23 protein-coding genes are annotated in these 19,531 nt (G+C 72.0%); 5 read left to right on the top strand and 18 right to left on the bottom strand.

The window, feature by feature from the left end; translation table 11 throughout:
• Positions 1-58: 58 nt before the first annotated feature.
• The 3 genes from ACSNN8_RS12095 to ACSNN8_RS12085 are packed head-to-tail and all read left to right on the top strand — an operon-like array spanning position 59 to position 1,685.
• The gene (locus ACSNN8_RS12095; protein WP_436648840.1) at positions 59-487 is read left to right on the top strand and encodes an OsmC family protein; all 429 of its coding nucleotides are present in this window, start codon (positions 59-61) and stop codon (positions 485-487) included.
• A gap of 50 nt (positions 488-537) precedes the next feature.
• Positions 538-900 (top strand): metallopeptidase family protein, encoded by a 363-nt coding sequence (locus tag ACSNN8_RS12090; RefSeq protein WP_436648838.1) that lies wholly within the window; start codon positions 538-540, stop codon positions 898-900.
• Between the two features lie 50 nt (positions 901-950).
• Positions 951-1,685: an AIM24 family protein gene (locus ACSNN8_RS12085; RefSeq protein WP_436648837.1), complete on the top strand. Its 735-nt coding sequence runs from the start codon at positions 951-953 to the stop codon at positions 1,683-1,685.
• 55 nt (positions 1,686-1,740) lie between these two features.
• Here ACSNN8_RS12085 and pheA read toward each other — a convergent pair whose 3' ends face one another.
• The 5 genes from pheA to ACSNN8_RS12060 form a co-directional block, all read right to left on the bottom strand.
• Positions 1,741-2,688, bottom strand: a complete 948-nt coding sequence (gene pheA, locus ACSNN8_RS12080; protein WP_436648835.1) for a prephenate dehydratase — start codon at positions 2,686-2,688, stop codon at positions 1,741-1,743.
• Between the two features lie 25 nt (positions 2,689-2,713).
• A complete protein-coding gene (locus ACSNN8_RS12075) occupies positions 2,714-3,352 on the bottom strand; it encodes a hypothetical protein (RefSeq protein ID WP_436648834.1) in 639 nt (212 codons plus the stop codon).
• A gap of 20 nt (positions 3,353-3,372) precedes the next feature.
• Positions 3,373-3,762 (bottom strand): ACT domain-containing protein, encoded by a 390-nt coding sequence (locus ACSNN8_RS12070; RefSeq protein ID WP_436648832.1) that lies wholly within the window; start codon positions 3,760-3,762, stop codon positions 3,373-3,375.
• A 96-nt stretch (positions 3,763-3,858) separates the two neighbouring features.
• Complete coding sequence (locus tag ACSNN8_RS12065; RefSeq protein WP_436648830.1) at positions 3,859-4,320, bottom strand: PAS domain-containing protein; 462 nt, start codon at positions 4,318-4,320, stop codon at positions 3,859-3,861.
• A gap of 104 nt (positions 4,321-4,424) precedes the next feature.
• On the bottom strand, positions 4,425-5,159 hold the full coding sequence (locus ACSNN8_RS12060; protein ID WP_436648829.1) for a hypothetical protein: 735 nt from the start codon (positions 5,157-5,159) through the stop codon (positions 4,425-4,427).
• Between the two features lie 311 nt (positions 5,160-5,470).
• Between ACSNN8_RS12060 and ACSNN8_RS12055 the strand changes: the two genes are divergently transcribed.
• Positions 5,471-6,670, top strand: coding sequence for an arginine deiminase (locus ACSNN8_RS12055; RefSeq protein WP_436648827.1), 1,200 nt, complete (start codon positions 5,471-5,473; stop codon positions 6,668-6,670).
• Positions 6,671-6,679: 9 nt separating this feature from the next.
• Here the strand turns inward: ACSNN8_RS12055 and ACSNN8_RS12050 are convergent, their stop codons facing one another.
• The 9 genes from ACSNN8_RS12050 to ACSNN8_RS12010 all read right to left on the bottom strand — a co-directional run bounded on the left by ACSNN8_RS12050 (position 6,680) and on the right by ACSNN8_RS12010 (position 14,784).
• Positions 6,680-7,426 carry a glycoside hydrolase family 16 protein gene (locus ACSNN8_RS12050; RefSeq protein WP_436648825.1) on the bottom strand — a complete coding sequence of 249 codons (747 nt, stop codon included), beginning with the start codon at positions 7,424-7,426 and terminating at the stop codon, positions 6,680-6,682.
• A gap of 50 nt (positions 7,427-7,476) precedes the next feature.
• Positions 7,477-8,355: a DUF5926 family protein gene (locus ACSNN8_RS12045; protein WP_436648824.1), complete on the bottom strand. Its 879-nt coding sequence runs from the start codon at positions 8,353-8,355 to the stop codon at positions 7,477-7,479.
• Between the two features lie 50 nt (positions 8,356-8,405).
• Positions 8,406-9,599, bottom strand: coding sequence for a sensor histidine kinase (locus ACSNN8_RS12040; RefSeq protein ID WP_436648823.1), 1,194 nt, complete (start codon positions 9,597-9,599; stop codon positions 8,406-8,408).
• Between the two features lie 46 nt (positions 9,600-9,645).
• Entirely contained in the window at positions 9,646-10,437 is a 792-nt protein-coding gene (locus ACSNN8_RS12035) for a glycerophosphodiester phosphodiesterase (RefSeq protein ID WP_436648822.1), read from the bottom strand.
• A 10-nt stretch (positions 10,438-10,447) separates the two neighbouring features.
• Positions 10,448-10,783 carry a rhodanese-like domain-containing protein gene (locus tag ACSNN8_RS12030; protein WP_436648821.1) on the bottom strand — a complete coding sequence of 112 codons (336 nt, stop codon included), beginning with the start codon at positions 10,781-10,783 and terminating at the stop codon, positions 10,448-10,450.
• Between the two features lie 10 nt (positions 10,784-10,793).
• Positions 10,794-11,999, bottom strand: coding sequence for an LCP family protein (locus ACSNN8_RS12025; RefSeq protein ID WP_436648819.1), 1,206 nt, complete (start codon positions 11,997-11,999; stop codon positions 10,794-10,796).
• A gap of 124 nt (positions 12,000-12,123) precedes the next feature.
• Complete coding sequence (locus tag ACSNN8_RS12020; RefSeq protein WP_436648818.1) at positions 12,124-13,797, bottom strand: solute symporter family protein; 1,674 nt, start codon at positions 13,795-13,797, stop codon at positions 12,124-12,126.
• Complete coding sequence (locus tag ACSNN8_RS12015; protein WP_436648817.1) at positions 13,797-14,153, bottom strand: DUF485 domain-containing protein; 357 nt, start codon at positions 14,151-14,153, stop codon at positions 13,797-13,799. The genes ACSNN8_RS12020 and ACSNN8_RS12015 overlap by 1 nt, the downstream gene beginning before the upstream one ends.
• Positions 14,154-14,280: 127 nt before the next feature.
• Positions 14,281-14,784, bottom strand: a complete 504-nt coding sequence (locus ACSNN8_RS12010; RefSeq protein WP_436648816.1) for a flavin reductase family protein — start codon at positions 14,782-14,784, stop codon at positions 14,281-14,283.
• A gap of 90 nt (positions 14,785-14,874) precedes the next feature.
• Between ACSNN8_RS12010 and ACSNN8_RS12005 the strand changes: the two genes are divergently transcribed.
• Positions 14,875-15,108: a hypothetical protein gene (locus ACSNN8_RS12005; RefSeq protein ID WP_436648814.1), complete on the top strand. Its 234-nt coding sequence runs from the start codon at positions 14,875-14,877 to the stop codon at positions 15,106-15,108.
• A 6-nt stretch (positions 15,109-15,114) separates the two neighbouring features.
• Here ACSNN8_RS12005 and ACSNN8_RS12000 read toward each other — a convergent pair whose 3' ends face one another.
• From ACSNN8_RS12000 to ACSNN8_RS11985, 4 genes are read right to left on the bottom strand one after another with little or no spacing between them, the layout of a single operon-like run.
• Entirely contained in the window at positions 15,115-16,656 is a 1,542-nt protein-coding gene (locus ACSNN8_RS12000) for an ABC transporter permease (RefSeq protein WP_436649546.1), read from the bottom strand.
• A gap of 35 nt (positions 16,657-16,691) precedes the next feature.
• Positions 16,692-17,471, bottom strand: a complete 780-nt coding sequence (locus tag ACSNN8_RS11995; RefSeq protein WP_436648812.1) for an ABC transporter ATP-binding protein — start codon at positions 17,469-17,471, stop codon at positions 16,692-16,694.
• A 41-nt stretch (positions 17,472-17,512) separates the two neighbouring features.
• The gene (locus ACSNN8_RS11990) at positions 17,513-19,135 is read right to left on the bottom strand and encodes a cation acetate symporter (protein WP_436648811.1); all 1,623 of its coding nucleotides are present in this window, start codon (positions 19,133-19,135) and stop codon (positions 17,513-17,515) included.
• Positions 19,132-19,524 carry a hypothetical protein gene (locus tag ACSNN8_RS11985; protein WP_436648810.1) on the bottom strand — a complete coding sequence of 131 codons (393 nt, stop codon included), beginning with the start codon at positions 19,522-19,524 and terminating at the stop codon, positions 19,132-19,134. The genes ACSNN8_RS11990 and ACSNN8_RS11985 overlap by 4 nt, the downstream gene beginning before the upstream one ends.
• Positions 19,525-19,531: the final 7 nt, after the last annotated feature.

Raw genomic sequence — 19,531 nt, 5'->3', positions numbered from 1 at the left:
GGTGCCTGCTGCCCCCGTCGAGCGGCCAGCAGCCGTGACATGGACTAGCGTTCAGGACATGCCTATTCGCACTGCTTCGGCCCGCTGGCAGGGGAACCTCACCGAGGGTTCCGGCACCATCCAGACCGGTAAGGGCGGGCTTCAGGGGAACTACTCTTTCAAGTCGCGTTTCGAGGAGGGCGAGGGAACCAACCCCGAGGAGCTGATCGGCGCCGCGCACGCCGGCTGCTACTCGATGGCGTTCTCCAAGGCCCTGGCCGACGCCGGCTTCACGCCGACCTCGGTCGAGACCGTCGCCAAGGTCCACATGGACAAGACCGACGCCGGGTTCAGCGTCACCCGCATCGACCTGGAGACCGTCGGTGACGTCCCCGGCGTCGACGACGGCACCTTCCAGAAGATCGCCGAGGACGCCAAGGCGAACTGCCCGATCTCGCGCCTGCTCTCGCCGGGCGCCGACATCACGCTGAGCGCCAAGCTCGCCTGACCCCGCCGCACCAAGCGCACCGGCCGCTCGTCGAGGGCGGCCGGTGCACAATGGCACCTGTGCCGGTCGACATGAGTCGCGAACGCTTCGAGGAGCTCGTCGGCGAGGCCCTCGACGAGGTGCCCGCCGAGCTGCTCAAGGTCATGGACAACGTGGTGATCGTCGTGGAGGACGAGCCACCCGACGGCACCGACGACCTGCTGGGCCTCTACGAGGGCACGGCGCTGACCGAGCGCGGCTGGGACTACGCCGGCGTGCTGCCCGACCGCATCACCATCTACCGCCTGCCGACGCTGCGCATCTGCGACACCGAGACCGACGTGATCGACGAGGTGGCGATCACGGTCGTGCACGAGATCGCGCACCACTTCGGCATCGACGACCACCGTCTGCACGAGCTCGGGTGGGGCTGACCGCTGGCGCACCCTCCCTACCCTGAGATCACCACACACAGGAGGCGTGCATGCGCAGCGAGCTTTTCTCCGCCGAAAACCTGGAGAAGGAGTCGGCCCAGCCCGGCCTGCGGCTCCAGAACTCCAAGCTCCTCAAGGCCGAGCTGAACGGCGAGTTCCTGGCGCGCGTCGGCTCGATGGTCGCCTACCAGGGCCAGGTGCAGTTCGAGGCGCTCGGCTCGGGCGGCATCGGCAAGTTCCTCAAGCAGAAGCTGACCGGCGAGGGCGTGCCGCTCATGCGGGTACGCGGGCAGGGCGACGTCTTCCTGGCCGACAACGCCGCCGACGTGCACCTGATCGACCTCGAGGGCGGTGACGCGCTGTCGATCAACGGCGCGAACGTGCTGGCCTTCGACTCGACGCTGAAGTACGACATCAAGATGGTGCAGGGCGCCGGGATGATGTCCAACGCCGGCCTGTTCAACTGCGTCTTCAGCGGGTACGGCCGGATCGCCGTCACCACCAAGGGCACCCCCGTGGTGCTCACCGTCGACCAGCCGACGTACGTCGACCCGCAGGCCGCGATCTGCTGGTCGGCGAGCCTGCAGACCGGCTACCACCGCGCCGAGCAGCTCGGCCTGGGCACGCTGCTGGGCCGTAACACCGGCGAGCGGTTCACGATGAGCTTCGCCGGCCAGGGCTTCGTGGTCGTGCAGCCCTCCGAGGAGCCCCCGGGCGGCCTCGCCGGCGCCGCCGGAGGCCAGCAGCAGGACGGCGGCCTCCTCGGCAACATCTTCGGTAACTGAGCTTGCTGGCCTCGACACCGACGGGCGCAACGCGACTTTGGTTGCGGCCGGAGAATCAGTCGATAAGACCGGCGCGCAGTCTGCTCAACCACTGTTCGGAGTCGGTGAAGTCCGCGTTCGAGAGCCCTCGGGGGGACGCCACGGGGGTCTCGGGCGTGAGGCGGTGGCGGGGGTAGCTGCCGAGGAAGTGCACCGCGGCGCAGATGCGGCGCAGGCCCTGCAGCGCCTCGCCGAGCCTCGCCTCCGCCACGTGGCCGGTGCAGTCGAGGAAGAAGACGTACGTCCCCAGCTCCTCGCCGGTCGGGCGGGACTCGATGCGTGACAGGTTGATCCCGCGCACCGCCAGCTCGGTGAGCACCGCGAGCAGCGCCCCCACCTGGTCGCGGCGGATCGAGACGGCCAGCGACGTGACGTCGTCGCCGGTCGGCTCGCCGGGCGGCCCGGGCCGGGTGAGCAGGGCGAACCGGGTCACCGCGTCGGCGTGGTCGGCCACCTTGCCGGCCAGCACGGTCAGGCCGTTGCGCTGCACGCCGATCGGCGCGCAGAGGGCCGCGTCGTGCTCGCCGGCCGCCGCGCTGATCGCCGCCGCGGCGTTGGACAGCACGTCGACGACGACCGCGTCCGGCACGTTGGCGAGCAGCCAGTTGCGGCACTGCGCCGACGCCTGCGGATGGGCGGCGATCGAGCGGATCTCCGCCAGCGGGACGAGCGCGCGGCCCGCGAGCACGAACTCGACCGGCAGCACGACCTCACGGGTGATCATCAGCGGGCTGCCGGTGACCAGCTCGTCGAGCGTGACCGGGACGGCCCCGCCGACCGAGTTCTCCAGCGGCACGAGCGCGGCGTCGGCCTCGCCGGAGCGCACGGCCTCGAGCGCCTCGGGCACGCTGCGGGCCGGCGTGCGCAACCCGTGCTCGGCGGCCGGGATCGTGCGCAGGGCCGCCTCGGTGAAGGTGCCCTCCGGCCCGAGGTAGACGAAGCGTGTGGGCGGCGTTCCAGGCATGCCGGGATTCTAGGCCGTCGGGCCTTCAGAAACCGCAGGCGAGCACGCGGATGCCGGGCGGCGCGCCGGTCTGCACCCGGCTGATGCACACGTCGGAACCGGCCGCCACCAGGGCGAGCGTGGGGCCCGTGCCGGTGGCCACCACCATCAGCGGCTCCAGGTCGTCGGCGTCGTCGCCGGTGGCCTCGACCGTGGCGAACGACCACGTGCCCGAGCAGAACGGGCCCTCGAAGACGCGCATCGGCTTGGCCGGGATGCCGGGCCGGCCCTTGATCAGCTCGAGGATCTGCGCCCCGGTCGGCTCGGCCGGGCACTTTGCCGCGTGCGACGGCGTGGGGGTCGGCGAGATGGTCTCGGGCGCGGTCGTCGTGGTGGTGGTGCGCGGGGGCTGGGCCGGCGGGAGGCCGCCGGTCGGATAGCCGCCGATCGGCGGCGTGGGCAGCCCGGTCGGGAGCCCGGTCGGCAGCGTGGTGGGCAGTGCGGTCGGAAGGTCGGGCAGCCCGGTCGGCAGCATCGGGCCGGACGGGCCGATCGAGATCGGCGCCGCGCTGGGGGGCGCGTACGGCGGTGACGACGGCAGCGGCTGCGGCGGCTCGCCGCACGCGCCGAGCAGCACGGCCGCCGCGGCCAGCACGAGGGGGATCAGGGGTGTGCGGGGGGACACGCGCCCATCGTAAGTCCGCCTCAGGACGCTATTCGATGCCCGGCGGCTCGAAGGGTGTCGATCGCCTCGCTCAGCCGCACGGTCGGAACGAGCAGGTAGTCGGTCGAGAAGGTGGAGAACGTGACGATGTTGACCCGCGCGTCCGCGAGCGGCCCGATCAGCGAGGCCAGCACGCCGGTGAGCGCGAGGTCGAGCGGGCCGACCACGCGCAGGCAGCGCCAGGCGGTGTCGACGTCCGCGCCCTCGGGCGCCCGGTCGGCCGGACAGATGATCGACAGCTCGTCGGCGTCCCAGCTCAGCGACACCACGCTCTTGTCGTCCGGACCTCCGCTCAGCGAAGCCGGAACCGGCGAACCGGCGGCAAGCCGGCACACCGCGTACTCCGCCGGTAACAGATCCAGATCAAGCATGAGGGCAGACTACGGTTCGAGATCAGCAGTTGCCCATGCCTCGCGGGTGCGGCGAACACCACAAATGGTGAAACACCCTCGTAACGAGGGCCGGGATCAGTAGCGGACCGCGGAGAAGAACGTCAGCGAGCCGGCCACGCGCTCGTTGTCGAGCAGCGGAGTGGCGATCGCGTCGACGGTCAGCGGGGTCTCGCCGGGCGCGGGCACCACGCGCAGCAGCCCGCGGGCCAGGCGCTCGCTGCGCAACGCCAGCAGCGGCGGGATCTTCTCGGCGTCGGACTCCTCGAGCTCGCCGCCGCCCGCGGTGAAGTCGATCAGGTGGAGCACCGCGCCGAGCGGCTTGCCGAGCACCTCGGGAGGCTTGCCCAGGCCGAGCAGCTCGGCGCACGAGGCCGACACTGCGATGATCGCGGTCGTCGCGTCGATGACCAGGCAGGGCTCCGGTGCAGCCGCGACGAGGGCCGTCCACCGCTCGAGGCTGGGCACGAACTCGGCCTCGGAGGGCGTGCGCGCCTGGGGGACGAACGCTCCCGAGAGTGAGAGTTCGACGTGCGCCACCCGGTCCTCCTCGCTCTTTCGGATCAACGGCTCGCCGCGGCGACGCCCGGTCTCCCGAGCGTGCGCCGCGGCGTGAAGTCCGTCGACGACAGCCGGAAGGAACGTTACCGGCGTGCTGTCCGCTTGTCAGCGGCCGTTTGTCCGTCACCGTGCCACCGGTAGTCGCCGGAGGGACGGTAGGGCGCGTTCGCCCACGTGGCGGGGTGGTTCGCCACGGCGGAGAGCTTGCTCGCGGTGGCCGGCGAGATGCGCGCGCCGCCGGCGATCAGCAGCCGGTCGAGCTCCTTGTCGGTGGCGACGAGCACCTCCTTGGGCAGCCCGTGGACGCTGATCACGCCCGAGCCCACGAAGGTCAGCACGGGGCTCACCGGCACGCTCAGGCCGACGGCCGCGGAGAGAGCCTTGCTCGCCCGGCGGGCCTCGCGGCGCGCCTCGGCGATGTATTGGGGACGCCTGCCGTTGATCTGCACCACGTCGCCGGCGATGAGCACCCGGGCGCGGCCGTGGTCGGCGACGGTCACGGCGTAGACGCCGCCGGGGCCGATGGCCAGGAAGCCGGCGCGGTCGTCGGCCGGGTCCGGCTCGTAGTAGCCCAGCGCGTCGGTGCGCGGCCAGTCCACGATGTGCCAGTTGGGTCCGAGACGGTCGAGACGGGTCAGCGCGCGGGCGCCGGCGGCCTCGAGGCGACGGGCCTCGCGCTCGGCACGGCGGCGGCGGGCCCACTCGGCGGGCGACTGACGGGGCGCCTCGAGAGCGGGGGGCTGGACCGGGCGACGGTCGATGACCCTCTGACTGTTCGATGGGACGGGTAGAGCAGGGCGTGCTGGGAAGACAGTCACTGCGACCTCCGGCAAAAGGTCCTTCGGGCTCTCTTTTCACTACCGTACGTGCTCAACCCCACACGGAAGCAAGTCACAGGAGTGGAAAGAAAGTGGAATGAGGGGGGATGAATGCCGCATTCACGCATCGCTACTTCTTGCGGATGGTGCATCTCGGCCCTGTTCCCCCGTTCGACCAACTTCAAGAACAAGTTAGTCGGCGTGGCGCGCTCCCGCACAGATGTCCCATGATCTAGACAGAACGTCATCGAGCCGTCGCGCGCAGTGCCGGGCGGTTACCAGGAGATCGACGGGTGGGCTACCGTCGGCACGTGGAGCACTACGTCGACAGTGAGGTGGGCCGGCTGCGCACCGTGCTGCTGCACCGCCCCGGCCCCGAGCTTGCCCGGCTGACCCCCAGGAACAACGACAGTCTGCTCTTCGATGCTATCCCGTGGGTCGGGCGTGCCCAAGAGGAGCACGACGCCTTCGCCGCGGCGCTGCGCGAGCGTGGCGTCGAGGTGCTCTACCTCGGCGAGCTGCTCGCCGAGACGCTCGCCGTCGACGCGGCCCGCGAGGAGCTCACCGCTGGCGTGCTGGCCGACCGGCGACTCGGCGACACGCTGCGCGACAGCGTGGGCCGTTACCTCGCCGACCAGGACCCGCGCCGGCTGGCCGAGGTGCTGATGGCCGGCCTCGCGCACGAGGAGCTCAAGCCCGGGCCGGGCGGCCTGGTCTACGAGATGATGGACCGGCACGAGTTCGTGATCGACCCGCTGCCGAACCTGCTGTTCACCCGCGACTCGTCGGTGTGGGTGCGCGACCGGGTGGCGGTCACCAGCCTCGCGATGCCCGCCCGCAACCGCGAGACGACGCTGACCCGCGCCATCTACAGCCACCACCCGCGGTTCGCCGGCACCGAGCTGCTCTACGACCCCTCCCTCGAACGGCTGGAGGGCGGCGACGTGCTGCTGCTCGCGCCCGAGGTGCTGGCGATCGGGGTCGGCGAGCGCACCACGCCGGCCGGCGCCGAGCGGCTGGCCCGGCGGGTCTTCGCGGCCGGTCTGGCCCGGACGATCCTGGCGGTTCCGATCGCGCAGGAGCGCGCCACCATGCACCTCGACACCGTGTGCACGATGGTCGACGTGGACGCCGTCGTGATGTATCCGAACATCGCCAACACCCTGCAGGCGTACACGGTGACCGCGGACGCCGACGGCCAGCCGCGGGCGACCGCGCCGCGCCCGTTCCTCGAGGCCGCCGCCGAGGCGATGGGCATCGACCGGCTGCGGATCATCGACACCGGGCTCGACCCGGTGACCGCCGAGCGCGAGCAGTGGGACGACGGCAACAACACCCTCGCGATCGGGCCGCGGCTCTGCGTCGCCTACGAGCGCAACGTCGAGACCAACGCCCAGCTCGAGCGGGCGGGCATCGAGGTCGTGCGGATCAGTGGCTCCGAGCTCGGCAGCGGGCGCGGCGGTCCCCGCTGTATGAGCTGCCCGATCGAGCGGGTGCCGCTGGGCGGGTGAGAGCGTGATTCACGCGGCCGGGCGACCCGTCACGTGCGAGACGACCAGCTCGGGCACGGGCACGGGCCCCTCGACCAGATGCGCCCGGTCGGGGAAGTCGAAGACGGCGATCTCGAGCTGCACGGGGTAGTCGGGGGCCTGGCCGACGCGCTTGACCACCTCGCCGTCGACCGTGAACTCCAGCGAGCCGGGGCGCCAGCTCACCCCGTACGTGTGGAAGGCCGAGACGTCGATCGGCAGCGTGACCGTCCCCCAGTCCTCGGTGAGGTGCGGGTCGCGGAACCGGTGCAGACCCATCCCCACGTCCTGCGGGGCGGTGCCGAAGACCTCCATCACGCAGATCTCGCCCGAGTGCTCCGGGATGTCCTCGACCCCGGAGAGCCAGAACGCCGCCATCGAGCGCGGCGACAGGGTCGCTCGCATGCGGATCTCCAGGTCACCGTAGACCGGCGTGTAGCCCCAGAACTCGCCCTGCTCCTCCCGGACCAGCTGGTCGGGCAGAAACGGCTGGCCGCCGACCGTGCTGCCGACCGGCCCGGAGAAGTTCGCGCTCTGGATGCCCGACACCCGCAGCGGCGTCGGGTGCACGCCCTCGGCCCACAGCGGCTGGTCGGCGGGGATGCTGAGCCGCAGCTCCCCGCCGCCGACCTCGTACGTCGCCGCCGACTGCGCGCGCGAGCTCCAGTGCGGCAGATACCACGGCACCCAGACGGACCGGTCCAGCTCGTCGCCGGTGAACCGCTCGTCCAGCACCATCCGCGTCCCTCCTCACCGCAACGCAATGCCCGCCGAGCGGAGCGAGGCCATCATCTCAGCGTCAATTGGCGGCCGATCAGGCCCTGCTTGGCGCGGCGGGCGTCGGCGTCGAGCGGGCCCGTCTCGGCGAGCGTGTCGGCGTAGCGCTTGGCGAAGTCGGCCAGCGGCGCCTCCCAGTCGGCGCCCTCGGGCTCGCCCGGGATGTCCCAGACGGGCACGAGCAGGCCGTGCGCGCGGAACATGCCGGCGAACTTGGTCTGCTCGCCCAGCAGCAGCTCGCCGGCGGCCGACAGGCGGGCCAGGGCGTCCAGCGCGCGGTCCTCGGCCTCGGGCAGCACCCAGCGCACGTGGCCCTTGTCGGGGGCGACCCGGCACCAGTACGCCGCCCGCGCCGCCGCCAGCCGCACGGTCGGGTAGATCGAGGCGTTGGCGCGTTCGAGCGACGCCTTCACGGTCGGGTCCTCGGCCTGCTCGGCGTCGAGCCAGTACTCGAAGCCGTCGTGCATGGTGATGTCGAGCGGGCCGTCGGCCAGCACGTCCTGCAGGCGGAGGCCCTCGCCCGGCAGGGCCGGCACGGAGACGGTGTCGCCCGGCTCGGTGCGCAGCGCGCTGAGGATCGCCACGGCGAGGTCGCGGGAGACGTCGCCGGACTGCACGTGCCGCTGCAGGCCGATGAAGACCCGGCCGTCCTGGCGCGTCATCGCGGGCCACGCCATCGGCAGCACCGTGGAGAGCGTGACCGGGCGGTCCCCGTACTCCTCGATGATCTCGGGCCGCAGCGTGAGCGGCGCGGAGGCGGCGGGCACCAGCTCGCGCAGCGCGATCCACTCCGGTTCGTCGGCCAGGCCCTCGAACGGGCGGGCCACGAAGATGTCCCGCACCTTCTCGCGCTTGGGTGCGGACTGGCGTTGGTTGCGACGCTTGCTCACGGCGAGACAGCCTAGGCGCTCACTCCCCGAAAGGGACACTCCGCCCCGCACTATGCGCGCGGAAGACGGACCTCGGCCGTCGTCCCGCCACCCTCGCGAGGGCGCAGCGACACCCAGCCGTGCTGGCGTTCCACCAACCGGCGTACGAGGTAGAGCCCCAGCCCGGCGCCCGGGTGGTGCCGCCGGTCGCCGCCCTCGGCCTGCCAGTAGCGCTCGAAGGCCCGCTCGACGTGCTCGGGCCGGATGCCGGTGCCCCGGTCGGAGACCCGGAAGCGCAGCGTCTCCTCGTCGGCGCCCGCGCACAGCTCGACCGTCGAGCCGGGCGGGGAGTGCTTCTCGGCGTTGGTGGCGAGCTCGGTCAGGATGGTGGCGATCGAGTCCCGTTCCCCGTACGCCTTGGGCATCTCGGCGGGCAGGTTGTCGAGCACCATCCGGCGGCGCAGGTCGGCCGGCAGCTCCTCGACGGCGCTGCGCAGCGCCTCGGGCAGGTGGAACGGCCCGGCCGGGGACGCGCCGATCTCGCCGTCCTCGCTGGCGGCCGAGAGCAGCCGGTCGACGAGCCGGGCCAGCTCGCCGGCGCGCGTGTTGATGATGCGGACCGCCTCCTGACGGCCGGCGTCGCCCAGCGAGTCCCAGTGGTTCGACAGCGTGTCCGCGTACCCCTTGATCACCGTCACGGGGGTGCGCAGCTCGTGACTGGTGACGGCCACCCAGAGGTCGCGGCCCTCCTGCCGGCGGGCCTGCTCGGCGCTGTGCACGGGCAGGCCGTCGCGGGCCGCGTAGAGCCGGCCGACCTGGGCGGCGAGCAGCTCGAGCACGGCGTGGTGCTCGGGGCCGGGCTCGTCGTCGCGGTCGTCGAAGTAGACGTGCAGCGAGCCCACGATCGTGTCGCCGACCTCGCAGCGGGCGCCCAGCATGCGGCGCACGTCGCCGCCCTCGACCTGCTTGGCGAACTCGTCGTTGAGCGAGTCGAGCGGGATGAGCAGCGTGCGACCCCCGCGCAGCCGGGTGTCGGCCCGGTCGACCCGGCGGCCGAGCGCGGGCTGGCACGCCCCGGTGGCCGCGATGATGCGGCCGTGGTCGGACGCGTACTCCGCGAAGCCCGCGCCGCGCCCGCCGAGCGTCTCCTGCGCGAGCCGCACGACGTGCTGGAGCACGGGGAGCCCCGCCTCGCCGGCGTTGATCCGGTCGAGGATCGCGATCTGACCCCGGGTCAGCGCGCCGTAGTCGGGACGGTCCGGCATGCCTGCGAGTCTGCCTCGCTTCCGTCGGCCCCGATAGTGGGGCACCTCACAATGTGGCGAGATGGTCGAGCACGAACTTGGGCCGGTCGGTGATGACCCCGTCGACCCGGTGCTCCAGCACCATGTCCAGGTCGGCCTTGTCGTTGACGGTCCAGACGTACACCTGGTGGCCCGCGGCCCGGATCGCCGGGACGAGCCCGGGCCGGGACCGCACCAGCGCCACCCCCGGCCCCGCGATCCGCGCGCCGAACGGCAGCCGGCCACGACGGATCCCCGGCGGCAGGATCTCGACCAGGTAGACCGTCGGGATGGCCGGTGCCTGGGCCCGCACCCGGCGCAGTGCCAAAGCGGCGAACGACATCACTGTCACCCGGACGGGGTCATCCGGACGGGGGTCGGCCAGCCCGAACCGGCGCAACGTGGCCACGAGCCGGCGCTCGACCTCGGCCCCGTACCGGGACGGGTGTTTGGTCTCGATGAGCAGCCGGACGTCGCGGCCGCTGTCCCGCACGGCCTCCAGCAGCCGGTCGAGGGTCAGCAGGCGGGACAGCTCGGGCAGCGGCTCCTCGTCCACCGGATAGCCGGGGTGCCAGGAGCCGAAGTCGAGCGAGTCGAGCTCGGCCAGCGTCTTGGTGCTGACCAGGCCACGGCCGTTGCTCGTGCGGTCGAGCCGGCGGTCGTGCACGCAGACCAGGTGGCCGTCGCGGGTGAGCCGGACGTCGCACTCGAGCCCGTCCGCGCCGTCGGCGAGGGCTCGCAGGTAGGCGCCGAGCGTGTGCTCCGGCAGCGCGTCGGCTCCGCCACGGTGCGCGAAGACGAGCGGACGGTAGTCGTTCACAAACTGTGTTTTACAGGACGTGTGCCGGCTGCCCGTTCTCGCTGACGACTTCACGGCCCGCGGCGGCCCAGCTGTGCATGCCGCCGTCGAGGTTGCGCACGTTGTCCCAGCCGTTGCCCATCAGGTAGCTCACGACCTGGCCGGAGCGGCCGCCGGACCGGCAGACCACCACCACCTCGACGTCGGTCGGCACCTCGGCCATGCGGGCCGGGATCTCCATCATCGGCACGTGGTGCGCGCCGGGAGCGTGCCCCGCCGTCCACTCGTCGGGCTCGCGCACGTCGAGCAGGTAGGCATCGTCGCCGACGTCGGCGGGGGTCACGCTGGGCACCTGTGGTCCGAACACGGCAATCAGATTACGCCGAGCTCTTCTTAAGGTTCGCGGCCATCCAGTCACCCATCTTGTCGGCGGCCATCGCCTTGTAGAGCGCGAGCGCCTTCTCGCGGTCGGAGACCACCACGGACTGGCCGTCGATGGTGTCGCTGCCGAGGTTGGGGCTGGTGATGAACGTGAGGTCCTTGCCGCGTACGCCGCGCATCTCGACCGCCATGTCGGTCAACGAGAAGTCGTTGTCGACCGTGACGGCGGCGGTGACGGCCTTGAGGAACGAGTTGAGCTTGCCGGGGTTGGTGATCGTGCCCGAGCTCGCCGCCTTGTCCATCAGCGCCTTGAGGAACTCCTGCTGGTGCTGCATGCGGGCGAAGTCGCCACGGGCGAACTGCTTGCGCTGACGCACCCAGTCGAGCGCCTGCTCGCCGTTCATGTGCATCATGCCCTTCTTGAACACCCGGTGCGGCTTGTGGATCGACGTGATCGTCTGCTCCACCTTGAGGTCGACGCCGCCGAGCGCGTCGGTGACCTCCTTGAAGCCGCCGAAGTCGATCGCCATGACGTGGTCGACCTTCACGTCGGTCAGGCACTCGACGGTGTGCACCGCGCGGGGCAGCCCGCCGAAGGCGAACGCCGCATTGATCTTGGCGCGGCTGCCGTCACCGCACGCCGCGTCGTTGCTCTTGGGGACGACGACCCACAGGTCGCGCGGGATCGACACCAGCTGCGCCGTCTTGTGGTCCTCGGGGACGTGCATGAGGATCAGCGTGTCGGCGCGCCACTTGCCGGCCCCGTCGTCCTTGGCGTCGGGGTCGCGGGAGTCGCTGCCGACCAGCAGGATGTTCTGCGCGCCCTCGATGGCCTTGGCGGGCCGGTCGTCGCTGAGGCCTGAGAAGGCGTCGGTGCGCTTGAGGTCCTTGTCGAGGCCCGACGCGTAGCCGTAGAGCGAGATGCCCGCGATCACCGCGATGATCAGTACGGCGAGCCCGGCCAGCAGGGCGATCCGGCCCCAGCGCGGCTTCGGCCGGCGACCGCGGTAGGAGTTGCCGCCGCCGGGACCGCCCCCGGTGCCGCCGCCTCCGCCGCCACCGCCCCCGCCGCCGCGAGGCGGCCAGTTGTCGCGCTGCGCGGACGCGCCGCGGTATGCACCGGTGGGGCGGGCCGGGGCCCGGCCGGAGGACGGGACGGAGGCTCGGCCGGAACTCCCGTAAGGGGACGTGGGCGCTGACATGGAACCAAGGTTACGTAGTTCACGCCCGTCCGCCCCGCCATCACGCGGACTGCGGCACGAAGTAGGGAGACCCCTACCAGGAGTGATGCGGGACCGGCCCGGCCGGCCCCGCATCGCCGTCGCGTCAGTGCGCGCCGTGGCCGGTCAGCGACCGGACCTCGAGCTCCGTGTACTTCGCCGTGTCGTCCTCCTTCGAGATCACCGTGCCGATCCAGCCGCACAGGAAGCCGATCGGGATCGAGATGATGCCGGGGTTGGACAGTGGGAACCAGTGCCAGTCGCTGTCGGGGAACATGGCGGTCGCCGAGCCGGAGACCACCGGCGAGAAGAACACCAGGAACACCGCCGCGATCAGGCCGCCGTAGATCGACCACAGCGCGCCGGAGGTGTTGAACCGCCGCCAGAACAGGCTGTAGAGGATCGCCGGCAGGTTGGCCGAGGCGGCCACCGCGAACGCGAGCGCGACCAGGAAGGCCACGTTCAGGCTCTGCGCGAAGATCGACAGGGCGATCGCCACCGCGCCGATGACCAGCGCCGAGATGCGGGCGACCTTCACCTCGTCGCGCTCGTTGGCGGTGCCGCGCTTGATCACGTTGGCGTAGAAGTCGTGCGCGAGGCTCGACGACGACGCCAGCGTGAGCCCGGCGACGACGGCCAGGATCGTGGCGAACGCGACCGCCGCGATGACCGCCAGCAGGATCGCGCCGCCGGTCTCGCCGCCCAGGTAGTCGATGCCGAGCGCCTGGGCCAGCTGCGGCGCCGCCGTGTTGCCCGCCTTGTCCTGCGCGGTGATCGCCTTGCCGCCCACCAGGGCCGCCGCGCCGAAGCCGAGGGCCAGCGTGAACAGGTAGAACGTGCCGATGATGCCGATCGCCCAGAGCACGCTCTTCCGCGCGATCTTGCTGGTCGGCACGGTGTAGAACCGGGTCAGGATGTGCGGCAGGCCGGCCGTGCCGAGCACCAGCGCGATGCCCAGCGAGAGCAGGTCCATCTTGCTGTAGAAGGTGGCCGACGCGCTGGCCGTCTCCACGCCGTACCGCAGGCCCGGCTTGAGGAAGGATTCTCCCTTGCCCGACTGGGCGGCCGCGTCGCCGAGCAGCTGCGACAGGTTGAACTTGTAGTGCGCGAGCACCAGGATCGTCATCAGCAGCGCGCCGGTCATCAGCATGAACGCCTTGACGATCTGGACGTACGTGGTGCCCTTCATGCCGCCGACGATCACGTAGACGATCATCAGGGCGCCGACCAGGATGATCGTGGCCACCTTGGCGGTGTCCGCGTCCATGCCGAGGAACGTGGTGCCCGGCTTGATGCCCAGCAGCAGCGAGACGAGCGCGCCCGCGCCGACCATCTGGGCGATCAGGTAGAAGATCGAGACGACGATCGTGGAGACGCTGGCCGCCGTACGGACCGGACGCTGGCGCATCCGGAAGGCGAGCACGTCGGCCATCGTGTACCGGCCCGAGTTGCGCAGGTACTCGGCGACCAGCAGCAGCGCCACCAGCCAGGCGACGAGGAAGCCGATCGAGTACAGGAAGCCGTCGTAGCCGTAGAGCGCGATCAGGCCGGCGATGCCCAGGAACGAGGCCGCCGACATGTAGTCGCCGCCGATCGCCATGCCGTTCTGGAAGCCGGAGAACTGGCGGCCGCCGGCGTAGAAGTCGGTGGCCGTCTTGGTCTGCCGGCTGGCCCAGATCGTGATGGCCAGCGTGATGGCGACGAAGATCAGGAACAGCGTGATCGTGAGGCCGCGGGAGGTGGAGGTGGAGACCTCGGCGGCGAGCGTGTGCGGCTCCATCAGTCCTCGCTCTTCTTGACGCCGTCGCCGGCGGTGAGGTCGGCGTGGATCTTCTCGGCCAGCGGGTCGATCTTGCGGGCCGCATAGCGCGAGTAGTGCCAGGCGATCAGGAACGTCGTGACGAACTGGAGCAGGCCGAAGACCAGCGCGACGTTGATGTTGCCGACGATCTTGGCGCCCATGAAGCCGCGGGCATATGCGGAGAGCAGGACGTAAAGCGCATACCAGAGGAAGAACGCGACCGTCATCGGGAAGACGTAACTGCGTACGGCGGAACGCAGCCGGCCGAATTCCTCGGAATCTTGGACGGCCCGGTACCTCTCGGCGGAGGAGGACGAGGGCACTTCGGTAGTCACCGGGGTTCACCACCTTCGGGGTGGAGCGGACTTTCCGGCAACGTACGAAGATCTCGGTGCGCTCGAGAGCGACCGGTCGGCCCCTGCGCCGAGCGGCCGTCTGACTGCGCTCAACGGGCCGGGCCGGTCACCCCAGCTCGCGATATCGACCGCGGTAGTGGATCAGGGGGAGCGGCGAGGGGGCCGGCTCGACCCGCTCGACGACCGCCTCCACCAGCAGCGCCCAGCCCACCACCCGCGACGACTCGAGCCGGCAGCCGGCCCAGGTCCGCGAGCCGGCGGGCACCGGGCCGTACGCGGTGTCGATCCAGTCGGCGCCGGCGAACAGCCCGCCCGGCGCCGGCATCAGCCCCGCGAAGCGGTCGGCCAGCTGCCGGTCGGCCGGGGTGAGCGCGACCACCGCGAACCGGCCGCTGTCCTCCAGCGCGTCCCAGAAATCGCTCTCGTCGTCGATCAGCCCGAGCACCCGGCCCGGGTCGCCGTCCGCGACCACGGTGGACGACACGGTGAGGCCGGCCGGCCCGGGCGTCGTCCACAGCGTGACCGGAGCGGCCAGGCGCCCGCGCAGCCGCCGCACCGGGGACTTGTCCTCGTCGGGAGTGGCGAACGGGTCGGTGGAATGGATCGTCACGGATCCCATTCTTGCTTTGGTTACAGAAGGTGCACAGACCTATCCGGAGTGATTGATCAACAACTATGTTCGACCCGGGAGGAGGCGCCCGTGCATCAGCAAGTGCAGCTGCAACCCGGCGAGGTGCTGCACATCGGCGGCGAGGCGAGCGTGCAGTTCGAGGGCGCCCGGTCGCTGACCTTCCGGCTGATCCGGGTCGACCCGCGCAGCACGTACGACGGCTGGTTGTGGCTGGAGGGCTACGTGCTCGGCCCGTCCGGCAGCGCCGTGCAGCGCCGCCGCATCTTCGTGCGCCGTGACGGCCTGCGTCCCGCGTACGCCTGAGCCGGGTCAGCGGCCCGCGGTCACCGCGGCCAGCACCTCGGGCGCGCGGCGGTCGAGCCACTCGCCCGCGACGCCCGAGCCGATCAGATAGGCCGCGCAGCCGAACGCCGCGCCCACCGGCAGCCCGACCCACAGCCACACGGCGCCGAGCACGTACGCCAGCACCTGCAGCGGAACGGTGAGCAGCAGCGTGCCGAGCATCACCCCGACCGCGAGCAGGCCCTTGGCCAGCCCGCCTCCGGACGACACGGCGAACGGGCTGGTCGACTCGGGCAGCGAGTACGGCGCCCGCACCGACAAGGGCAGTACCAGGCCCAGCCCCGCGCCGTACGTCGCCACGAGCAGCCCCAGGTTGCCGGCGATCCGCTCGGGCTGTCCGGACACGCTGCCCGCGACGACGGCCACGAGCAGCAGCAACGGCAGGACGAACAGCGCGTGCGCCGCGGCGCGGGAGTGCACCTCCACGCGCCCCGGGACGCCGGCGGTCACGTTCGCCGCGTACGCGTTGCCCTCGTACCCGAACTGGTTGGCCAGCGCCATGGCCGCGATCGCGCCCGCGAACACCGCCATCGTCCCGGCCGGCCCGCCGCTCAGCGAGATCGACACCGGCAGGAACACCCCCGCCACGGCGAACGTGATCAGCGCCGCCCGCCGCCGGGTCTCGCGCCACCAGTAGCGCGACTCCCGGGCCACGAGCGCGCCGAAGCGGGTGCGCGGCAGCCGGCGGCCCAGCAGCAGGCCGGTGGGCGAGCCCACGTCCTGGGTGCTGCCGGCGCGACCGCGGCTCTCGGAGCCCAGCATCGCGTTCTCCAGCGTCGCGCTCCACCACCGAAGCAGGCCCGCCACGGTGGCCGCGACGATCAGAAGCTTCAGCGGTACGGCCCACAGCCGCCCGTCGGCCACCTCGAGCCCCACCGACCAGGGGGCGGCCAGCGGCGTCCAGCCGAGCACGTCGGCGAGCACGGCGAACGCGTCCCAGTCGGCGCGTTCGGCCCCGGCGAGCAGCGCCAGCTGCAGCGGCCCGAGCAGGGCGGCCGCCACGGCGAACAGCACCACCGCCAGATCGCGGAACCGCCGCGACCGCAGTCCGGTGGCGAACGCGCTGGTCACCGCGCGGCTCACCGCGACGCACACGAGCAGGCCGCCGAGGCCGCCGACCAGCTGGACGACGGCCGCGCCACCACCGCCGAGGGCCGCCGCGGTGCTCACCATCCCGGCAGTCGCGGCCAGAGTGGACAGCGCGGGAAGCCCGGCCAGCGCGGCGGCGAACAGGCCGATGATCAGCGTGCGGCGGCGCAGCGGGAACAGCGCGAACCGGGCCGGGTCGAGCGACTCGTCGACGCCGAAGAACAGCAGCGGGAACAGCAGCCAGCCCAGGACCAGCGCCGCGCCGCCCAGCTGCAGCAGCATCCCGGCGGCGCGCTCGTCGCCGACCACGCCGGGGATCGCGAACATCGCGTAGCCCGCGATGGCGAAGAAGCCGGCCAGCACGACGCCGAGGACGAACAGCGCGATGCGGGCCGGGCGGTCGCGCAGCCCGTTGACCATGAGCCGCAGCTTGAGCTTGACGAACGGCCAGGGTGTCAGAGCCACGCGAGCTCCGAGCCCGTGCTGACCCGGCCGCCGACCACCTGCACGAAGACGTCCTCGAGCGAGCGGTCGCCGCGCACCTCGGCGAGCGTGCCGTGCAGGCGCAGCACACCGTCGGAGAGGATCGCGACGTGCGAGCAGAGCCGCTCGACGACCTCCATCACGTGGCTCGAGAAGATGACCGTGCCACCGCCGGCCACGTAGCGCTGGAGGATGTCGCGGATGCGGGCGGCCGAGACCGGGTCGACGGCCTCGAACGGCTCGTCGAGCACGAGCAGCCGCGGCGCGTGCAGCAGCGCGCAGGCGAGGCCGATCTTCTTGCGCATGCCGGCCGAGTAGTCGACGACCAGCGTACGGTTGCCGGCGCCCAGCTCGAGCACGTCGAGCAGTTCGCGGGCGCGCTGGTCGACGACCGTGGGGTCCATGCCGCGCAGCAGGCCGGAATAGGCGAGCAGCTCGGGGCCGGTGAGGCGGTCGAAGAGGCGTACGCCGTCGGGAAGCACACCCAGACGAGCCTTGGCAGCGGCCGGGTCGGCCCACACGTCGTGCCCCAGCAGCACGGCGTGGCCCGCGTCGGGGCGCAGCAGGCCGACGGCCATGGACAGCGTCGTGGTCTTGCCGGCGCCGTTGGGGCCGAGCAGGCCGTAGAACGAGCCGGCGGGCACGTCGAGGCTGACCTCGGAGACCGCCAGCTTGGTGTCGAATCGCTTGACCAGGCCGCGCAGCGACATCGCCGCGGGCTGGTCCCCCTCCCGTGGAACCGGCACCGTCATGCCCCGAACCTATCGGGTGGTTCCCGGCCTGACCAGCGCAATCAGACCCGCAACGACTCGGGCGCGTGCAGCCGGAGCATGGTGGCGCCGACGTCGTGCGGCACCCGCCGGCTGGTCAGCAGCGAGCCGGTGACCATGACCAGGAACGCCAGCGGCACGGTCCACGCGGCGGGCTGGCCCACCGCGTCGGCGAGCCAGCCGTGCAGCGGCGGCCCGAGCACGGTGATCAGCACGGCGGTCATCGACGCGCCCCCACCGGCCAGGATGCCCGCCACCGCGCCCACGTCGGTGAGGCGGCGCCACCATACGCCGAGCACCAGCAGCGGGCAGAAGCTGGAGGCCGCCACCGCGAAAGCGAGGCCGACCACCCGCGACACGTCCATGTTGGAGACGTACAGCGAGAGCAGCACCGGGACGGCGGCGGCGAGCACGGTGGCCAGCCGGAAGTCGCGTACCGAGCCGCTGCGGCCGCCGCGCAGCACGTCGGTGAAGACCACCCCGGCGACGCTGGTGAGCAGGCCCGACGAGGTGGACAGGAACGCGGCGAGCGCGCCCGCGGTGACCAGCGCCCCGAGCAGCCGGGCGAGGTGGCCGCCGCCGAGCGCCGCCTCGGGCAGCAGCAGCACCACGGCGTCGGTGCGGCCGGTCATCAGCAGCCGGGGGGTGTAGATGCGGCCCAGCACGCCGTACAGCGTCGGCAGCAGGTAGAACGCGCCGACCAGGCACAACACGACCAGGGTGGTGCGCCGCGCCGAGGCGCCGTCCGGGTTGGTGTAGAAGCGCACCAGCACGTGCGGCAGGCCCATCGTGCCCAGAAAGGTCGCCAGGATCAGCGAGTACGTGGCGAACAGTGTGCTGTTGCCGCCCGGGAGCAGCCAGTCGGCGCCGAACGTCGCGTCCACAGTGCTCACCGCGGGCACCGGGTCGCCGGCCGCGAACGTCAGCTCCTGCCCCTTCTCGACGGGCACGCCCCCGACCGTCGCGTCCTGCTCGATCACCACGGTGGTCGCGGCCGGGAAGGCGGCCCCCGCCGCGGGCGTGACCGGCGGGCGGCCGTCGGACTGCCACTGCAGCACCAGGAAGAGCACCGGGATCAGCAGCGCGGTGAGCTTGAGCCAGTACTGGAAGGCCTGCACGAAGGTGATCGCCCGCATGCCGCCGAGGGCCACGTTGGCGGTCACCACCGCGCCGACCAGCAGGGCGCCCCAGGCGTACGAGCCGCCGGCGACCGTGGTGAAGGTCAGGCCCGCGCCCTGCAGCTGCGGCACCAGGTAGAGGCAGCCGATGAACACCACGAACACGCTGGCCAGGCGCCGCAGCAGCGGCGAGCCGAGGCGCACCTCGCAGAAGTCGGGCAGCGTGAACGCCCCCGAGCGGCGCAGCGGGGCGGCCACGAACAGCAGCAGCGCCAGGTAGCCCGCGGCGAAGCCGACCGGATACCAGAGCACGTCGACGCCGTAGCGCAGGATCAACCCGGCGACGCCCAGGAACGACGCCGCCGACAGGTACTCACCGCTGATCGCCGCGGCGTTCCACGCGGGGCTCACCGACCGCGACGCGACCAGGAAGTCCGAGGTGGTGCGGGCGAACCGCAGCCCGTACACGCCGATCCCGACGGTCACCAGCACCACGACCACCAGGCCGGGGACGAGGTACGGGTTCACGCCTCGGGCCTGCGGATCAGCGCGATGAAGTCCTGCTCGTTGCGTTCGGCCCAGCGCACGTACGCCCAGCCCACCCCGATCAGGAACGGGAACGACAGCCCGCCGAGCAGCAGCCACGGCAGGTACACGCCGAAGACCTTGACCTCGGCCACGCCCGGCGCGACCGCGAACAGCAGCGGCAGGGCGCCCAGGCCGGTCACCACCACCAGCGCCAGCCGCAGGGCGAGCGCGAGCTGCGCCCGGACCAGCCCCTTGACCAGCGCCTCGCCGACCGGCGTCTGTTCCGCGAGGTCGGCGCGGGCACGGTCGGCGGGCCGCCGGCGGGCTGCGGCCTCGCCCAGAACCACGCGCGTACGCGGCGGGGCCGTGCCCGGGTCGTCGGCGGTCATGCCCGGA

The sequence above is a fragment of the Actinoplanes sp. URMC 104 genome (assembly GCF_051386375.1).
Lineage (GTDB): Bacteria > Actinomycetota > Actinomycetes > Mycobacteriales > Micromonosporaceae > Actinoplanes.
The sequence above is the reverse complement of the archived record's forward strand: the minus strand, read 5'-3'. Positions and strand labels throughout refer to the sequence as shown.